Origin of the sequence: Streptomyces sp. VTCC 41912, assembly GCF_045799175.1 — a bacterium.
GTDB lineage: Bacteria > Actinomycetota > Actinomycetes > Streptomycetales > Streptomycetaceae > Streptomyces > Streptomyces albulus_C.
In genome coordinates, this window is record NZ_JBJMAB010000030.1 from 1 (window position 1) to 14,678 (window position 14,678).

At 74.1% G+C, this 14,678-nt stretch carries 13 protein-coding genes; 7 read left to right on the top strand and 6 right to left on the bottom strand.

From position 1 onward, the window contains the following. Window positions 1-267 precede the first annotated feature (267 nt). Window positions 268-1,026, top strand: a complete 759-nt coding sequence (locus tag ACJ6WD_RS30525) for a helical backbone metal receptor (protein ID WP_407616969.1) — start codon at window positions 268-270, stop codon at window positions 1,024-1,026. 19 nt (window positions 1,027-1,045) lie between these two features. Here ACJ6WD_RS30525 and ACJ6WD_RS30530 read toward each other — a convergent pair whose 3' ends face one another. Continuing rightward, entirely contained in the window at window positions 1,046-2,212 is a 1,167-nt protein-coding gene (locus ACJ6WD_RS30530) for a TDT family transporter (protein ID WP_407616970.1), read from the bottom strand. A 70-nt stretch (window positions 2,213-2,282) separates the two neighbouring features. Here ACJ6WD_RS30530 and ACJ6WD_RS30535 point away from each other — a divergent pair, with 70 nt between their 5' ends. After that, on the top strand, window positions 2,283-3,242 hold the full coding sequence (locus tag ACJ6WD_RS30535; protein WP_376446903.1) for a LysR family transcriptional regulator: 960 nt from the start codon (window positions 2,283-2,285) through the stop codon (window positions 3,240-3,242). 43 nt (window positions 3,243-3,285) lie between these two features. Here the strand turns inward: ACJ6WD_RS30535 and ACJ6WD_RS30540 are convergent, their stop codons facing one another. Beyond that, window positions 3,286-4,590, bottom strand: coding sequence for a uracil-xanthine permease family protein (locus ACJ6WD_RS30540; RefSeq protein WP_376446902.1), 1,305 nt, complete (start codon window positions 4,588-4,590; stop codon window positions 3,286-3,288). A gap of 3 nt (window positions 4,591-4,593) precedes the next feature. Next, the gene (locus ACJ6WD_RS30545) at window positions 4,594-5,727 is read right to left on the bottom strand and encodes an aryl-sulfate sulfotransferase (RefSeq protein WP_331247627.1); all 1,134 of its coding nucleotides are present in this window, start codon (window positions 5,725-5,727) and stop codon (window positions 4,594-4,596) included. Window positions 5,728-5,879: 152 nt separating this feature from the next. On the opposite strand from ACJ6WD_RS30545, the gene ACJ6WD_RS30550 reads away from it, so the two are divergent. Then, on the top strand, window positions 5,880-6,443 hold the full coding sequence (locus ACJ6WD_RS30550) for a helix-turn-helix domain-containing protein (RefSeq protein ID WP_407616971.1): 564 nt from the start codon (window positions 5,880-5,882) through the stop codon (window positions 6,441-6,443). A gap of 23 nt (window positions 6,444-6,466) precedes the next feature. Here ACJ6WD_RS30550 and ACJ6WD_RS30555 read toward each other — a convergent pair whose 3' ends face one another. From ACJ6WD_RS30555 to ACJ6WD_RS30565, 3 genes are all read right to left on the bottom strand, one after another. Then, complete coding sequence (locus ACJ6WD_RS30555) at window positions 6,467-7,177, bottom strand: gamma-glutamyl-gamma-aminobutyrate hydrolase family protein (protein ID WP_331247628.1); 711 nt, start codon at window positions 7,175-7,177, stop codon at window positions 6,467-6,469. 52 nt (window positions 7,178-7,229) lie between these two features. Beyond that, the gene (gene eat / locus ACJ6WD_RS30560) at window positions 7,230-8,705 is read right to left on the bottom strand and encodes an ethanolamine permease (protein ID WP_016571535.1); all 1,476 of its coding nucleotides are present in this window, start codon (window positions 8,703-8,705) and stop codon (window positions 7,230-7,232) included. 133 nt (window positions 8,706-8,838) lie between these two features. Next, entirely contained in the window at window positions 8,839-9,570 is a 732-nt protein-coding gene (locus tag ACJ6WD_RS30565; protein WP_016571534.1) for a FadR/GntR family transcriptional regulator, read from the bottom strand. Window positions 9,571-9,643: 73 nt separating this feature from the next. On the opposite strand from ACJ6WD_RS30565, the gene ACJ6WD_RS30570 reads away from it, so the two are divergent. The 4 genes from ACJ6WD_RS30570 to ACJ6WD_RS30585 all read left to right on the top strand — a co-directional run bounded on the left by ACJ6WD_RS30570 (window position 9,644) and on the right by ACJ6WD_RS30585 (window position 14,664). Further along, window positions 9,644-11,011 carry a glutamine synthetase family protein gene (locus tag ACJ6WD_RS30570; protein WP_233658006.1) on the top strand — a complete coding sequence of 456 codons (1,368 nt, stop codon included), beginning with the start codon at window positions 9,644-9,646 and terminating at the stop codon, window positions 11,009-11,011. 9 nt (window positions 11,012-11,020) lie between these two features. Further along, complete coding sequence (locus tag ACJ6WD_RS30575) at window positions 11,021-12,394, top strand: aldehyde dehydrogenase (protein WP_233658005.1); 1,374 nt, start codon at window positions 11,021-11,023, stop codon at window positions 12,392-12,394. A 43-nt stretch (window positions 12,395-12,437) separates the two neighbouring features. Next, the gene (locus ACJ6WD_RS30580; RefSeq protein ID WP_016571531.1) at window positions 12,438-13,238 is read left to right on the top strand and encodes a 3-oxoacyl-ACP reductase; all 801 of its coding nucleotides are present in this window, start codon (window positions 12,438-12,440) and stop codon (window positions 13,236-13,238) included. Between the two features lie 88 nt (window positions 13,239-13,326). Continuing rightward, on the top strand, window positions 13,327-14,664 hold the full coding sequence (locus ACJ6WD_RS30585; protein ID WP_376446900.1) for a haloacid dehalogenase-like hydrolase: 1,338 nt from the start codon (window positions 13,327-13,329) through the stop codon (window positions 14,662-14,664). Window positions 14,665-14,678: the final 14 nt, after the last annotated feature.

The window sequence follows — 14,678 nt, forward strand, 5'->3', positions numbered from 1 at the left end:
GGGCCGGAGGGGGTGGTGTGCAGGACGTAAAGCGCAGCAGTCCTGCACACCACCCCCGCAGGCCCGTCACCGCACCCCACAAGCCCCGCGCAGCGGCCCCGCCCGCCGCAGGCGCAACGGCGAAACCCCCCACGGCGGGACGGCCGACCACGTGGGAAGAAGCCCCGCGCAGCGGCAACGCGCCGCAGGCGCAACGGCGAGACGACCCACGGCGGGAACGCCGACAACGTGGGAAGCCCCCCGCGCGCCAGCGCGTACCGTGAGGGAATGACCTTGCGGAGCACGACGCGGCGGGTGGTGTCACTGGTGCCGTCGTTGACGGAGGCGGTGGCGGTGAGCGCGCCCGGGGTGTTGGTGGGGGCGACCGACTGGTGCACGCATCCGGCCGGTCTGGACGTCTCGCGGATCGGTGGCACGAAGAATCCGGATATCGCCCGGATCGTGGATCTGGCGCCGGACCTGGTGCTCGCCAACGAGGAGGAGAACCGCCCGCAGGATCTCGACGCGCTGCGGGCGGCCGGGGTGGCCGTCATGGTCACCGAGGTCCGCACCCTGGAGCAGGCGTTCCGGGAGTTGGCCCGGGTGCTGGTGGAGGGTTGCGGGGTGGCCCGGCCCGGTTGGTTGGATGCCGCCGAGGACGTCTGGCGGGCGTTGCCGCCCCGGCCGCCGGGGCGGGCCGCGGTGGTGCCCATCTGGCGGCGGCCCTGGATGGTGCTGGGCCGCGACACCTTCGCCGGGGACGTGTTGGCGCGGCTCGGGGTGCGCAACGTCTACGCCGACCACGCCGACCGGTACCCGCGGATTCCGCTCGACGACCTCAACGCCGTCCCGGCCGACCTGGTCGTGCTGCCCGACGAGCCGTACTGCTTCACCGCGGCGGACGGGCCCGAGGCGTTCCCGCGGTTGCCCGCCGCGCTGGTCAGCGGACGCCATCTCACCTGGTACGGGCCCTCGTTGGTGGCGGCGCCGGAGGTGTTGGCCGCGGCCCTGGGCGCTCGCGGTCCGGGCCGCCGGCCCGGGCCGTGAGCCGCACGCCGGTGCGCCGCTACGCAGCGGCCGGGTGCCGGGCCGGGGCGGCGGGCTGCGGCGGCGGGGCCAGCAGGGTGCCGTTCAGCAGTCCGCGGGCGGTGCGGGTCCCGGCCACCGCGACCGCGGTCACCAGGCACGCGTAGAGGGCCACCGCGAGCCAGCCGAAGGCCGCCAGTGAGGTCTGTCGGGCCAGGCCCGCGGCGCCGGTGACGCATGTCCCGACGGGGAAGGTGAAGCCCCACCACGTCATCGCGAAGCCCATTCCGTGGCGGACCGCGCGCACCACCAGTGCCAGGGCCAGTGCCAGCCACAGCAGTGCGAAGCCCAGTACCGGCACCCCGTAGAGCATCGCGAAGGCGGCCATGGCGTGCGCGGCGGGCGGGGGGACGACGCCGGGGGCGGCGTCGGCGAGGTTGTGCACGGCGGTGGTGGACTGGCCCAGCGGGCCCAGGACGAGGAAGAGGGTGGGGGTGAGGGCGAGCGGTAGCGGCCCGTGGTGGAACAGTCGGCTGACCACCAGCGGCAGGACGAGCACGGTCATCAGCAGCGACATCCCGAACAGTGCGTAGCAGGACAGCAGCATCGCCTCCTGTGCCTGGCCGGGCGGCAGGTGGGGCACCAGCGCGGGGCCCAGTGCCGCGGACACCATGGGGGCGACCAGCGGCAGCAGCCACACCGGTGAGGCGCTGCCCTCGGTGATCCGGTGCCGCACCACCATCAGGTACGGGATGCCGGCCGCCGTGGCCAGGCCGACCAGCGTCCCGGCGCTCCACAGCACGGCGTCGACGGCCACCGCGGCGGGTGTGCCGAGCAGGTCCTTGCCGACCGCGAGGGTGCCGCCGCCGACGGCGAGCAGCGCCATCGCCAGGCATCCGTAGAACGGGGCGACGGTGGGGTCGAGCAGGTGGCGGCGGGCCTGGTCGCGGTGGCGGACCCAGTGCACGGTGCGCGCGGCCAGCAGGGCGAGCAGCATCAGCGCCGACAGCGCCCAGACCACCCGGCAGCCGGTGCGCAGGCCGGGGAAGGACGACGGCAGCGTCGCCCCGGCGTTGGCGACGATCGCGGTGCCCATGACGGCGGCGTACCAGTTCGGGCCGAGGTGGCGCACCGAGGGGCCGGTGTCGGGGGCGTCGTCGCGGAGGGCGACGGGGATCCTGGACGGGGTCTGGGCGAGCGTTGACATGACAGCAGCGTCTCCGCTGCGGGCGGCGCCCACCAGGGACGTCGTGTCTATGAGGGCATAAGCTGGGGTTATGAGTGTGGAGAATGCGGGACCGCGGCCGGAGCCCGCGGAAGAGGGCGCCGGGGTGCCGCTGCACCACCGGGTGCCGGACCTCGGGGCGCTGGAACTGCTGCTGGCCGTCGCGCGGCTGGGCAGCCTGGGCCGGGCCGCCCGGGCACAGGGCATCACCCAGCCCGCCGCGAGCAGCCGGATCCGGTCCATGGAACGGCAGTTGGGGGTGGCGCTGGTCGAGCGGTCGCCGCGCGGGTCCCGGCTGACCGAGGCCGGGGCCCTGGTCACCGACTGGGCGCGCCGGGTGGTGGAGGCGGCGGAGGCGTTCGACGTGGGCACTCAGGCGCTGCGCGGCCAACGCGACTCCCGGTTGCGCGTCGTGGCCAGCATGACCATCGCCGAGTACCTGCTGCCCGGGTGGCTGATCGCGCTGCGCACCCAGCGCCCGGGGACCGCGGTGTCGCTGTCGGCCGGGAACACCCGGGCGGTCGCCGACCGGCTGCTGGCCGGTGAGGCGGACCTCGGGTTCGTGGAGGGGCTGGACGTGCCGGCCGGACTGGACGGCGCGGTGATCGGGCACGACCGGCTGGTCGTGGTGGCCGCCCCGTCCCACCCCTGGACCAGGCGGCGCACCGAACTGACCGCCGCCGAACTCGCCGCGACCCCGCTCATCCTGCGGGAACGCGGTTCGGGCACCCGTCAGGTGCTGGACGCGGCGCTGGCCGGGGCCGGTGGGCTGGCCGCGCCGCTGCTGGAGCTCGCCTCGACCACCGCGGTGAAGTCCGCGGTGGTCAGTGAGGCGGCCCCGTCCGTGCTGAGCGAGCTGGCGGTCCGCGAGGAGTTGACGGCCCGCCGGCTGGTGGAGGTCCCGGTGCGCGGTCTGCGCCTGGGGCGGGAACTGCGCGCGGTGTGGCGGGTCGGCCAGCGCCCGGTGGGGCCGGCCCGCGACCTGCTCGGGCTGACCCGCGGCGCGCCGTGACCGGGCCGGCCCCCGGCGGGCCGACGGCCCCGGCCCGCTGCGGTCAGCCCGCCCCGGCCGGTGCCGCCCGGCCCGTCGCGTCCAGTCGGCGGAAGAGCGCCGAGAGCACCGCGGCGGTGAGCGCGGCGGCCGGCACCCCGCTGCCGAAGAGGGTGTGCGCCCAACCGGGCAGCGGCGCGTACAGCGTCGGGGCCAGCACCGGGAGCAGGCCGGCGAGGAGGGTCAGGGCGACGACGGTGGAGGCGGCGCGGTCGCCGAGGTCGGTGCGGCGCAGCATGTCGATCCCCATGGCGGCGATCACCGCGTAGATCACCAGGGCGGCGCCGCCGACCACCGGCACCGGGAGCGCGGCCAGCAGCCGGGTGACCGGGGCCAGCAGCCCGCCGAGCACCAGCAGCGCCCCGGCCGCCGCGGTCACGAACCGGCTGCGCACGCCGGTGAGTCGGACGATGCCGATGTTCTCCGCGCTGGTCACCATCGTCGGGCCGCCGAACAGCCCGGCGACGAGGGAGGCCACCGCGTCCGCGCGGGCGGTGCGCGGCACGTCGCGGGCCGGTTCCGGGGTCCGGCCCACCGCCTCGCTGTTGAGCACCGTCTGACCGGTCGCCTCGGCGAGCGAGGCGAGGGCGAAGACCAGCAGCGGCAGCGCGGCGAGCAGGTCGAAGTGCGGGACGCCGTAGGGCAGGAGGCGGGGCAGGGCGAGGACCGCGTCCCCGGGGACGGCGCGGAACGGGGTGCCGGCCAGCGCCGCCACCGCGGTGCCCACCGCCATGCCGAGCAGGACCGACAGCTGCCGCCAGACGCCGCGCAGCAGCAGGAAGCCCAGTGCGGTCGCGGCGACCGTGACCAGTGCCACCCCGCTGCCGGCGGCCGCCATCGGGGCCGCCACGGCGACCATGTTGACCCCGATGACCAGCACCGTCGTGCCCATCACCAGCGGCGGGAAGAACCGTACGATCCGTCCGTACAGCGGCAGCACGGCCAGCAGCAGGAGGGCCGCGAGCAGCACCGAGCCGGACGCGGTGGCCGCGCCGTGCTCACGGGCGATCTGCAGGAAGAGGGCGGCGGCCGCGCCGCCGGGGAGCATCACGAACGGCAGCCGGGCGCCGATCCGCAGCACCCCGAACGACTGGAGCAGCGACCCGACGCCGCACAGCACCAGGGTGGCGCTGAGCAGGCCGGCGGTGCGGTCGGGCGACAGGTGCAAGCCGCCGGCCAGCAGGAAGACGGTGGACACCGGGGCGGCGATCATCGCCAGGACGTGCTGGGCGGCGAGCGGCACCAGTCGGGACGGCGGGACCCGCGCGTCCACCGGTGCCGTGGCGGGCGCGGACCCGGGGGCGGTCATCGCTCACACCTGCCGCTTCAGCCAGGGCAGTTCGGCCGCGGCGTAGCGGTACGCGCGGAAGACCGCGTTGTTCTGGGTCGGGAACAGCTCGCCGACCTCGGGTTCGCGGTAGGCGCCGAACTCGGGGACGACGTACTCCCAGCACAGCCGGCCCTCGGTGGTGACCTCGAAGAGCCGGCCGCCGGGGGAGTCGGTGACCAGGGTGTTGCCGTTGGGCAGCCGCTGGGCGCTGCCCATGAAGGGCGCGAAGAACGCCTCGCGGGCCGGGTCGTGGTACTCCCAGACCACCGCGCCGGTCGCCCGGTCCACCTCGATGACACGGGAGTAGGGGACGTCGCAGTCGGGCCGGAAGACGCCGTTGTCGAAGATCAGGAAGTTGCCGTTGGGCAGCTCGGTGGGGTGGTGCTGCTGCGAGACCAGGCCCGGTGCGGTCCGCCAACGGACCTCGCCGGTGGCGCGGTTGACGACGATCACCGCGGAGGAGCTGCGCAGGCTGACCAGCACGTCTCCGTCGGCCAGCGGCAGCACGGAGTTGATCAGCGGCCAGTGTTCGCGGGAGTAGGCGGGGTGCAGGGCGTAGGCGTCCGGGTCGAGGTGGTCCGCGGCGTTCCAGGACCAGAGCAACCGCCCGTCGGCGTCGACCTCGCGCAGGGTGTCCGCGTAGACCGTGCCGGCCGGTTCGGAGCCCGCTACGCCGCCGCGGACCGCCGCGGCCCGGTCGCCGGTCAGCGGCTCCAGTGCGGAGTACAGGATCCGCCCGTCGCCGTAGTGATGGGCGTCGTGGTGCTGGAGCGGATCGGTGAAGGAGCGCAGCACCGTGCCGTCGGGAGCGATCTCCTGCATCAGCCCGCCGCGGTACTTGTGCCACATCGGGAAGAGCGCCTTCTGGTCGGGCAGGGTGGCGTTGTAGGCGAGGTTGCCGTTGGGCAGGATGCGGGCGTGGCGGCCGGGGCGGTGCGGCAGTTGCCACCGGTGGGCGACGTCGCCGTGCAGGTCGACCAGCAGGACCTGGCCGCCGCCGGTGAGCGGGGCGTAGAGCGTGTAGCCGTCGTACGCGGTGGTGGGGTCGAGCGCGATCAGGCCGGTGCCGCGGCGGCGGCGTGTGTTTTGATCGACTGCGGTCAGGCCGGGCTTCATGCCGAGAATCCCCTCGTCAAACTACGTCTTGTCAAACTTTGTTTGATGGGATCAAACAGCGTAGACGCTAGGACCGGTGTGTTGCAGGGCTGTGAACGCCTCAATAAGGAGCTCGACGAGGAGTGCGCGATGGTGCCGGTGAGGAGCGAGGGATGAGCGGGACCGAGGCCGCGACGGCGGTGCCGCGGGTGGGGGCGGCCGTCCGACGGCGGCGCCGGGCACGGGAGTTGACGCTGGCCGACCTCGCCCGCGCCACCGGACTCTCCGCGCCCTTCCTCAGCCAGGTGGAGAACGACCGGGCCCGCCCCAGCATGCGTTCGCTCCAACTGATCGCCGACGCCCTGGAGACCACCGCGGTCCGCCTGCTGGCCGCCGCCGACGGGCCGCGCACGGTCGACGTGGTGCGGGCCGACTCCGCCGCGGTCCCCGAGGACGGCGAGGCCGGCCGGGTGCGCCCGCTGGTCCGCGGCCACCAGCAGCTGCACGCCCTGGAGTTCACCGGCCGGCACGACTGGCAACGCACCTTCCGGCACCCGCACGACGAGGTCATGTACGTGATCGAGGGCGCGGTGGAGGCCGAGGCGGACGGGCAGCGCCACGAACTCGGCCCGGGCGACACCCTCTACTGCGCCGGCGGCGTCGCCCACCGCTGGCGCGCGCTGGCTCCGGACAGCCGGGTGCTGCTGGTGGGGGTGTCGGACGACTTCCGGGGGTGAGGCGCCGGCCGGCCGCCCGGAGGTCAGACGCCGGCCGGAGCGGTGCCACGGGCCGCGGCCACCAGCGCGTCCATCACCCGGGTGTCCTCGCCGGCCTCCGGATGCCACTGCACCGCCAGGGTGAGGGCCGGCGCGCCCGGCAGCTCCACGGCCTCGACGGTGCCGTCCTCCGCGTAGGCCGAGACCACCAGCCCGCTGCCGAGCCGGTCCACCGCCTGGTGGTGGTAGGTCGGCACGGCCACCGGCTCGGGCAGCGTCGCCGCCAGCAGGGTGCCGGGCACGGAGGTGACCTCGTGCCGGCCGAAGACCCCGGGCGGGCCGGCGTGACCGTCCAGATGCTGGACGAGGGTGCCGCCGAGCGCCACGTTCAGCAGTTGGAGCCCGCGGCAGATGCCCAGCAGCGGCACCCGGGCCGCCAACGCCGCCTCGATCAGGGCGAGTTCCCAGGCGTCCCGGTCCAGTGCGGGCGGCCCGGTGCGGGGGTGCGGCTGCGCGCCGTAGCGGGCCGGGGCGATGTCCGCGCCGCCCGCGATCACCAGTCCGTCCAGCCGTGCGACGGTCGCCGCGGCGGTCTCCGGGTCGCCGGGCGGCAGCAGCGCCGCCAGCCCGCCGGCGCGCCGCACCAGACGGGGGTAGCCGGCGGGCACGAGGGCGGCGGGCAGTGCCCAGGCGCCCCATCGGGCTTCTTCCTGGTAGGTGCTGATGCCGATGAGGGGCGGCTGCGGCTGGGACATCGGGCGGTTCCTCCGGTGCGGTGCGGTGGTGCGGTGGGCCGTGGTGCGGGGGTCAGTCGCGGGCGAGTTCGGCCTCGGCGGCGGCCAGCGCCGCGAACTCCTCCTCGGGCGCGGCGGCCACCAGCCGGTGGCGGGAGTAGAAGGCGAAGTAGGCCAGCGCGACCCCGTAGACGCCGAGCGCGATGAAGGCGGCCTCCTCGTCGACGAGGAACGTCGCCACCAGCGCCGAGCACGCCAGGACGAAGGCGACGCCGGAGGTCAGCATGCCGCCCGGGGTCCGGTACGGGCGCTCCAGGCCGGGCTCGCGGCGGCGCAGCACGAGGTGCGAAAGGGCCATCAGCGCGTAGGAGATGGTGGCGCCGAAGACCGCGACGTTGAGCATCCGGGCGCCGTCGCCGGTGGCCGCGGCGAGTGCGAAGCCCAGCGCGCCGGGGACCAGCAACCCCAGGTAGGGCGCCTTGCGGCGGCTGGTCAGGGAGAGGAAGCGGGGCAGGTAGCCGGCCCGGGAGAGCGCGAAGAGCTGCCGGGACCCGGCGAAGATCAGCGAGAAGAACGACGCCACCAGTCCGGCCAGCCCGGCGTAGTTGACGATCCGGCTGATCGTGGTCGGGGTGCCGTGCGGCTGGAGCGCCTGGACCAGCGGGTCGCCGACGGACTGGATCGCGGCCGAACCGCGCGCCCCGGTCGCCGCGGTGAAGGTGACCACGGCGAGGAGCAGCAGCACGCCCATCGCGGCCGCCATCGCCCGGGGCAGCACGCGCGCCGGGTCCTTGGTCTCCTCGGCGGCCAGCGGGACGCCCTCCACCCCCAGGAAGAACCACATCCCGAACGGGAACGCCGCCCAGATGCCCAGCACCCCGAACGGCAGCCACGAACTCGCCCCGAAGGCACCGGACTTCACCGGAATGTCGTTGAGGGTGTCCACGTGGAAGTTGCTGAACGCGGCCACCGCGAAGACCAGCAGCGCGGCGACCGCCACCGCCGTGACCACCAGGCTGAACCGCAGCGCCTCGCCCACGCCCCACAGGTGGATCCCGATGAAGAGCACGAAACAGGCGAGGTAGACGGGCCAGCCGGAGTGCAGGCCGAACAGGCCCAGCGATTCGACGTAGTCGCCGATGAACAGGGAGATCGCGGCCGGTGCCAGGACGTACTCGATGAGGATCGCGGTGCCGGTCAGGAAGCCGCCCCAGGTGCCCAGCGCGCGCCGGGCGAAGCCGTAGCCGCCGCCCGCGGTGGGCAGGATCGAGGCCAGCTCCGCCAGGGCGAAGACCAGGCAGGTGTACATCAGGCCCATCAGGACCGCGGCGATCGCCAGCCCGCCGAAACCGCCCTGCGCCAGCCCGTTGTTCCAGCCGGAGAAGTCGCCGGAGACGACGTAGGCCACCCCCAGGCCGGTCAGCAGCAGGGGGCCGGCGCTGCCGCGGCGCAGCGTCCGCCGCTCCAGGTAGGAGGCGCCCTCGCCCGGGGGCCCGCCGTCCGAGGAGGCGGCGGTCGCTGCGGTCTGCGCACGGGTGCTGTCGGCCATGAGCCGCTCCTGCCTTGCGGGGACAACCGAAGTAAAGGTTTAGCCGCATACCTTTGTCGTCCTGGGGGCTCAGCGCAAGACCCGTGCGGAAAAGACTGGCGGCATGGCCGAGAGGCGCGGGCGGGGCGCTCGCCTAGCGGGCCGGCGCCGCCAGGAAGCCGCGCAGCAGGGCCGCGGTGCCGCAGCAGTGCTCCCGCATCACCTCGCGGGCGCCGTCCGCGTCGCCCTCCAACACCGCCTCCACCAGCGCGGCGTGCTGCGTCTGCGAGTGCTCCAGATTCCGCACCAGCAGCGGGATGCAGTCCAACAGGTCGTTGACGCCGGCCCGGACCGCGGCGTACTGGGCGGCCAGCGACGGCGAGCCGGACAGCTCCGCCAAGGTCAGGTGGAGCAGCGTGTCGCGCCGCCGGTAGTCGGCCAGCGGGGCGTCCTCGGTCGCGGCCAGCGCCGCGCGCAGCTGCTCCGCCTGGTCGTCGGAGAGTCCGTGCGCCGCGCACAGCCCGGCCGCGCCGACCTCCAGCACCTCGCGAAAGCGGAGGATGTCCTCGACGTCGGTCTTGTCGATCCGGCGCCGCAGCTCCGCCTCGCCCGGGTTCTCGGTGCGCACCCGGACGAACGTGCCGCCGTAGCGGCCGCGCCGACTCTCCACCAGACCCTCGTCCTGGAGCACCTTGAGCACCTCGCGCAGGGTGACCCGACTGATCTGGAGCCGCTCCGCCAACTCCCGCTCGGCGGGCAGCCGTTCGCCCTGCGGGACCAGTCCGAGGCGGACGATCTGGAGTATCTGCTCCAGCGCCTCCTCGAAGCCGTTGCCCGCCCGGACCGGCCGCAGCACCGGCGCCAGCCGATCAGCCGCACCGTCCATCGGAACCCCTTCCCAAGCAATGGTTCGTGTGCCTACCTTATGACCTCCGGATGCAGCGACAGGAGGCACCACCGTGGCAGACCGCAGGCCCCCGCTCTCCGTCGAGGAGCTCAGCGTCCTCGTCGACAACGGGGAGATCGACACTGTCGTCCTCGCCTTCACCGACATGCAAGGCAGGCTCCAGGGCAAGCGGTTCGCCGCCCGCTACTTCCTCGACACCGTCCTCGAACACGGCACGGAGGGCTGCAACTACCTCCTCGCGGTCGACGTCGACCTCAACACCGTCGACGGCTACGCGATGTCCTCCTGGGAGCGCGGCTACGGCGACTTCGCCATGCACGGCGACGCGGCGACCCTCCGCCGCACCCCCTGGAACCCCGGCACCGCCCTGATCACCGCCGACCTGGCCTGGCACGACGGCTCACCGGTCGTCGCCTCCCCCCGCCAGATCCTCCGCCACCAGCTCGACCGGCTGGCCGAGCGCGGCTGGCGCGCGTACGCCGGCACCGAGCTGGAGTTCATGGTCTTCAAGGACACCTACGAGGACGCCTGGTCCCGCGGCTACCGGGGGATGACCCCGGCCAACCAGTGGAACGGCGACTACTCCGTCCTCGGCACCGGCCGGGTCGAGCCGGTACTGCGCCGGATCCGCAACGAGATGGGCGCGGCCGGCATGACCGTGGAGTCCGCCAAGGGCGAGTGCAACCTCGGCCAGCACGAGATCGTGTTCGTCTACGACGAGGCGCTCATCACCTGCGACCAGCACAGCATCTACAAGACCGGCGCCAAGGAGATCGCCGCCCAGGAGGGCATGGCGCTCACCTTCATGGCCAAGTACGACGAGCGCGAGGGCAATTCCTGCCACATCCACCTCTCGCTCCAGGACGAGCAGGGCCGCCCGGTGCTGGCCGACGAGACCGGCCCGCACGGCATGTCCCAGACCATGCGGCACTTCCTCGCCGGCCAACTCGCCGCGATGCGCGACTTCACACTGCTCTACGCCCCCAACATCAACTCCTACAAGCGGTTCCGCCCCGGCTCGTTCGCGCCCACCGCCGTCGCCTGGGGCCCGGACAACCGCACCTGCGCCCTGCGGGTGGTCGGCCACGGCCGCTCCCACCGCCTGGAGAACCGCCTGCCCGGCGGCGACGTGAACCCCTACCTCGCGGTCGCCGGCATGGTCGCGGCCGGCCTGTACGGCATAGAGCACGCGCTCGAACTCCCCGACGCCACCACCGGCAACGCCTACAACGGCGACGCCGCGCACGTCCCCACCACCCTGCGCGAGGCCGCCGAGCTGTGGGAGCGCAGCCCGATCGCCCGCGCCGCCTTCGGCGACGAGGTCGTCGACCACTACCGCCACATGGCCCGCGTCGAACAGGACGCCTACGACGCCGCCGTCACGGACTGGGAGCGCTTCCGCTCCTTCGAGCGCATGTAAGGAACGCCCGTGCTGCAAGAGCTGACCATCCTCAACCCGGCGACCGAGGAGGTGGTGGCCACCGTCCCCACCACCTCGCCCGTCGAGGTCGACGCGGCCGTCCGCCGGGCCGCCGCCGCCCAGGCGGCGTGGGCCGAGGTGGCCCCCGGCGACCGGGCCCGGCTGCTGCGCCGGTTCGCCGACGCCGTCGACGCCCAGATCGAGCCGCTGGCCCAACTGGAGCTGCGCGAGGCCGGCCACCCCCTGGGCAACGCCCGCTGGGAGGCCGGCAACGTCCGTGACCTGCTGCACTACGCCGCCGGGGGAGTGGAGCGCCTGACCGGCACCCAGATCCCGGTGGCCGGCGGCCTGAACGTCACCTTCCAGGAACCGCTCGGCGTGGTCGCCGTCATCGCCCCCTGGAACTTCCCGATGCCGATCGCCGCCTGGGGCACCGCCCCCGCCCTCGCGGCCGGCAACGCGGTCCTCCTCAAGCCGGCCGAGACCACCCCGCTGACCGCGCTCCGGCTCGCCGAACTCGCCCTGGAGGCCGGGCTCCCGGAGGGCCTCTTCCAGGTGCTGCCCGGCGAGGGCCCGGTCACCGGCAGCGCGCTGGTCGACCACCCCGGCGTCGCCAAGGTCGTCTTCACCGGCTCCACCGCCACCGGCCGGCGGATCGCCGCCCAGTGCGCCGCGCAGACCAAGCGGCTCACCCTCGAACTCGGCGGCAAGAGCCCCAACATCGTCTTCGCCGACGCCGACGTCGAGGCCGCCGCGGCCGCCGCCCCCGGTTCCTTCCTCGACAACACCGGCCAGGACTGCTGCGCCCGCAGCCGCATCCTGGTCCAGCGCAGCGTCTACGACCGCTTCCTGGAGCTGCTGGAGCCCGCCGTCAAGGCGTTCACGGTCGGCGACCCGGCCGATCCGGCCACCCAGATGGGCCCGCTGATCTCCGCCGCCCAGCGCGACCGCGTACGGTCCTACGTCCCCGAGGACGCACCGGCCGCCATCCGCGGCGCGGCCCCGGCCGGCAAGGGCTTCTGGTACCCGGCGACCGTCCTGGAAGGCCGCCCCGAGGACCGCGCCGCCGTCGAGGAGGTCTTCGGCCCTGTCGCCGTCGTCCTCCCCTTCGAGGACGAGGCGGAGGCCGTCCGGCTCGCCAACGGCACCGAGTACGGCCTCTCCGGCTCGCTGTGGACCCGCGACGTCGGCCGGGCGCTGCGCGTCTCGCGCGCCGTCGCGGCCGGCAACCTCTCCGTCAACTCCCACAGCAGCGTGCGCTACTGGACGCCGTTCGGCGGCTTCAAGCAGTCCGGCATCGGCCGCGAGCTGGGCCCGGACGCGCTGGCCGCGTTCACCGAGACCAAGAACGTCTTCATCGCCACCGAGCCGGCCGGCTCGTGATCCGCACCGCAACCCGCACCGCCACCACCCGCGAGGAGAGCAAGTGACCGACCAGACCGCCGTGTGCCGCCGCCTCGTCGGCCGGACCGCCGTGATCACCGGGGCCGGCAGCGGCATCGGCCTGGCCACCGCCCGCCGCCTGGCCGCCGAGGGCGCCAACGTCGTCTGCGCCGACATCGACGAGACGGCCGGCAAGGCCGCCGCCGAAGAGGTCGGCGGCACCTTCGTCCAGGTCGACGTCACCGACGCCGAACAGGTCGAGGCGCTCTACAAGACCGCCTTCGACACCTACGGCTCGGTGGACGTCGCCTTCAACAACGCCGGCATCTCGCCGCCCGACGACGACTCCATCCTCACCACCGGCCTGGACGCCTGGAAGCGCGTCCAGGAGGTCAACCTCACCTCCGTCTACCTCTGCTGCAAGCACGCCCTGCCCTACATGCAGCGCCAGTTCGAGCAGACCGGGCGCGGCGGCTCCATCATCAACACCGCGTCCTTCGTGGCCGTGATGGGCGCCGCGACCTCGCAGATCAGCTACACCGCCTCCAAGGGCGGCGTGCTGGCCATGTCCCGCGAGCTGGGCGTCCAGTTCGCCCGCGAGGGCATCCGCGTCAACGCGCTCTGCCCGGGGCCGGTCAACACCCCGCTGCTCAAGGAGCTGTTCGCCAAGGACCCCGAGCGCGCCGCGCGCCGCCTGGTGCACGTCCCGGTCGGCCGGTTCGCCGAGCCCGAGGAGATCGCCGCCGCGGTCGCCTTCCTCGCCAGCGACGACTCCTCGTTCGTCAACGCCGCCGAGTTCCTCGTCGACGGCGGCATCGCCGGCGCCTACGTCACCCCCGTGTAGCCGCCCTGTAGTCTCCATGATCAACATCGGGACCGGCGCCTCCGCGTGCCGGTCCCGGCGTGCTTCCCCCCTTGACCACGGAGGACACATGACCGCCCCCACCCGGCGCCTGCTCGCCCTCGGCCTCGCCGGGGCCGCCGCCCTGACCGCCCTCACGGCCACGGTGCCGGCCACCGCCGCCACACCCGGCCCGGCCACCGCCCGCGCGCACTGCCCGCAGCTGTCCAAGGACGTCCCCTGGTACGGCGACAACCGCGCCAAACTCCAGAAGATGATCGACGAGCGCGGCACCTGTTCCGCCCACCCGTCGCCCGACCACCGCCCCGGCCGGATGCGCTCCGCGCAGCCCCTCTCGACCGGGCCCCGCCCGGTCGCCGCCTTCGACTGGGACAACACCGTCGTCAAGAACGACATCTCCGACGCCACGCTGGCCTGGATGGTCCGGCACGACAAGGTGCCCCGGCCCAAGAGCTGGCGGGACACCAGCCCCTGGCTGACCGCCGCCGCCGACCGGGCCCTGACCCGGGCCTGCGGCACCGGCACCCCCGGCCGCCCGCTGCGCACCTCCACCAACACCGCCTGCGCCGACGAGCTCATGGAGATCCGCGGCGAGGCCAAGACCATGAGCGGCGCCCCGGCCTTCGCCGGCGAGTGGAACCACCGCCGCACGGTCCCCGAATACGCCTGGGTCCCCCAGCTGTTCGCCGGCCTGAAGCCCGCCACCCTCACCGCGTACGCCAAGCGGGCCCGCGCCGAGAACCTCGCCGCGCCGATCGGCGCCGTGCAGACCGTCGGCACCCACAAGCTGGCCGGCTACATCCGCTACTACGACCAGCAGAAGGACCTGATCCGCACGCTGAAGGCGGCCGGCTTCGACGTCTACATCGTCTCCGCCTCGTCGGAGACCGTCGCCGAGGCGTGGTCCGGCGGCGTCGGGGTGGACGCCCGGCACACCATCGGCATACGCAACCGCGTCCGCCACGGCCGGCTCACCACCACCATCGCCGGCTGCGGCGGCGTCAAGGACGGCCCCGGCGAGGCGATCCCGTACGTCGACGGCAAGCGCTGCTGGATCAACCAGGAGATCTACGGGATCAGGGGCGCCGAGGCGTGGCGGAAGCAGGACCCCGCGCACCGCATCGCCCTGGGCGGCGGCGACGCCAACACCGACGTCACCTTCGTCGACGACGCCACCGGCGCCCACCTGGCCATCAACCGCAACAAGGACGAGCTGATGTGCCGCGGCTACGACGACGCGGACGGCCGCTGGGTGGTCAACCCGATGTTCATCGACCCGCTGCCCCGCAAGTCCGGCGCCTACCCGTGCGCCACCAAGGGCTACACCAACACCGACGGTTCCCTCGGACCGGTCCGTCGCCCCGACGGCACCGTCGTCGCCGACCAGCAGGACCGCATCCACGGCTGACCCGGCCCGCCGGC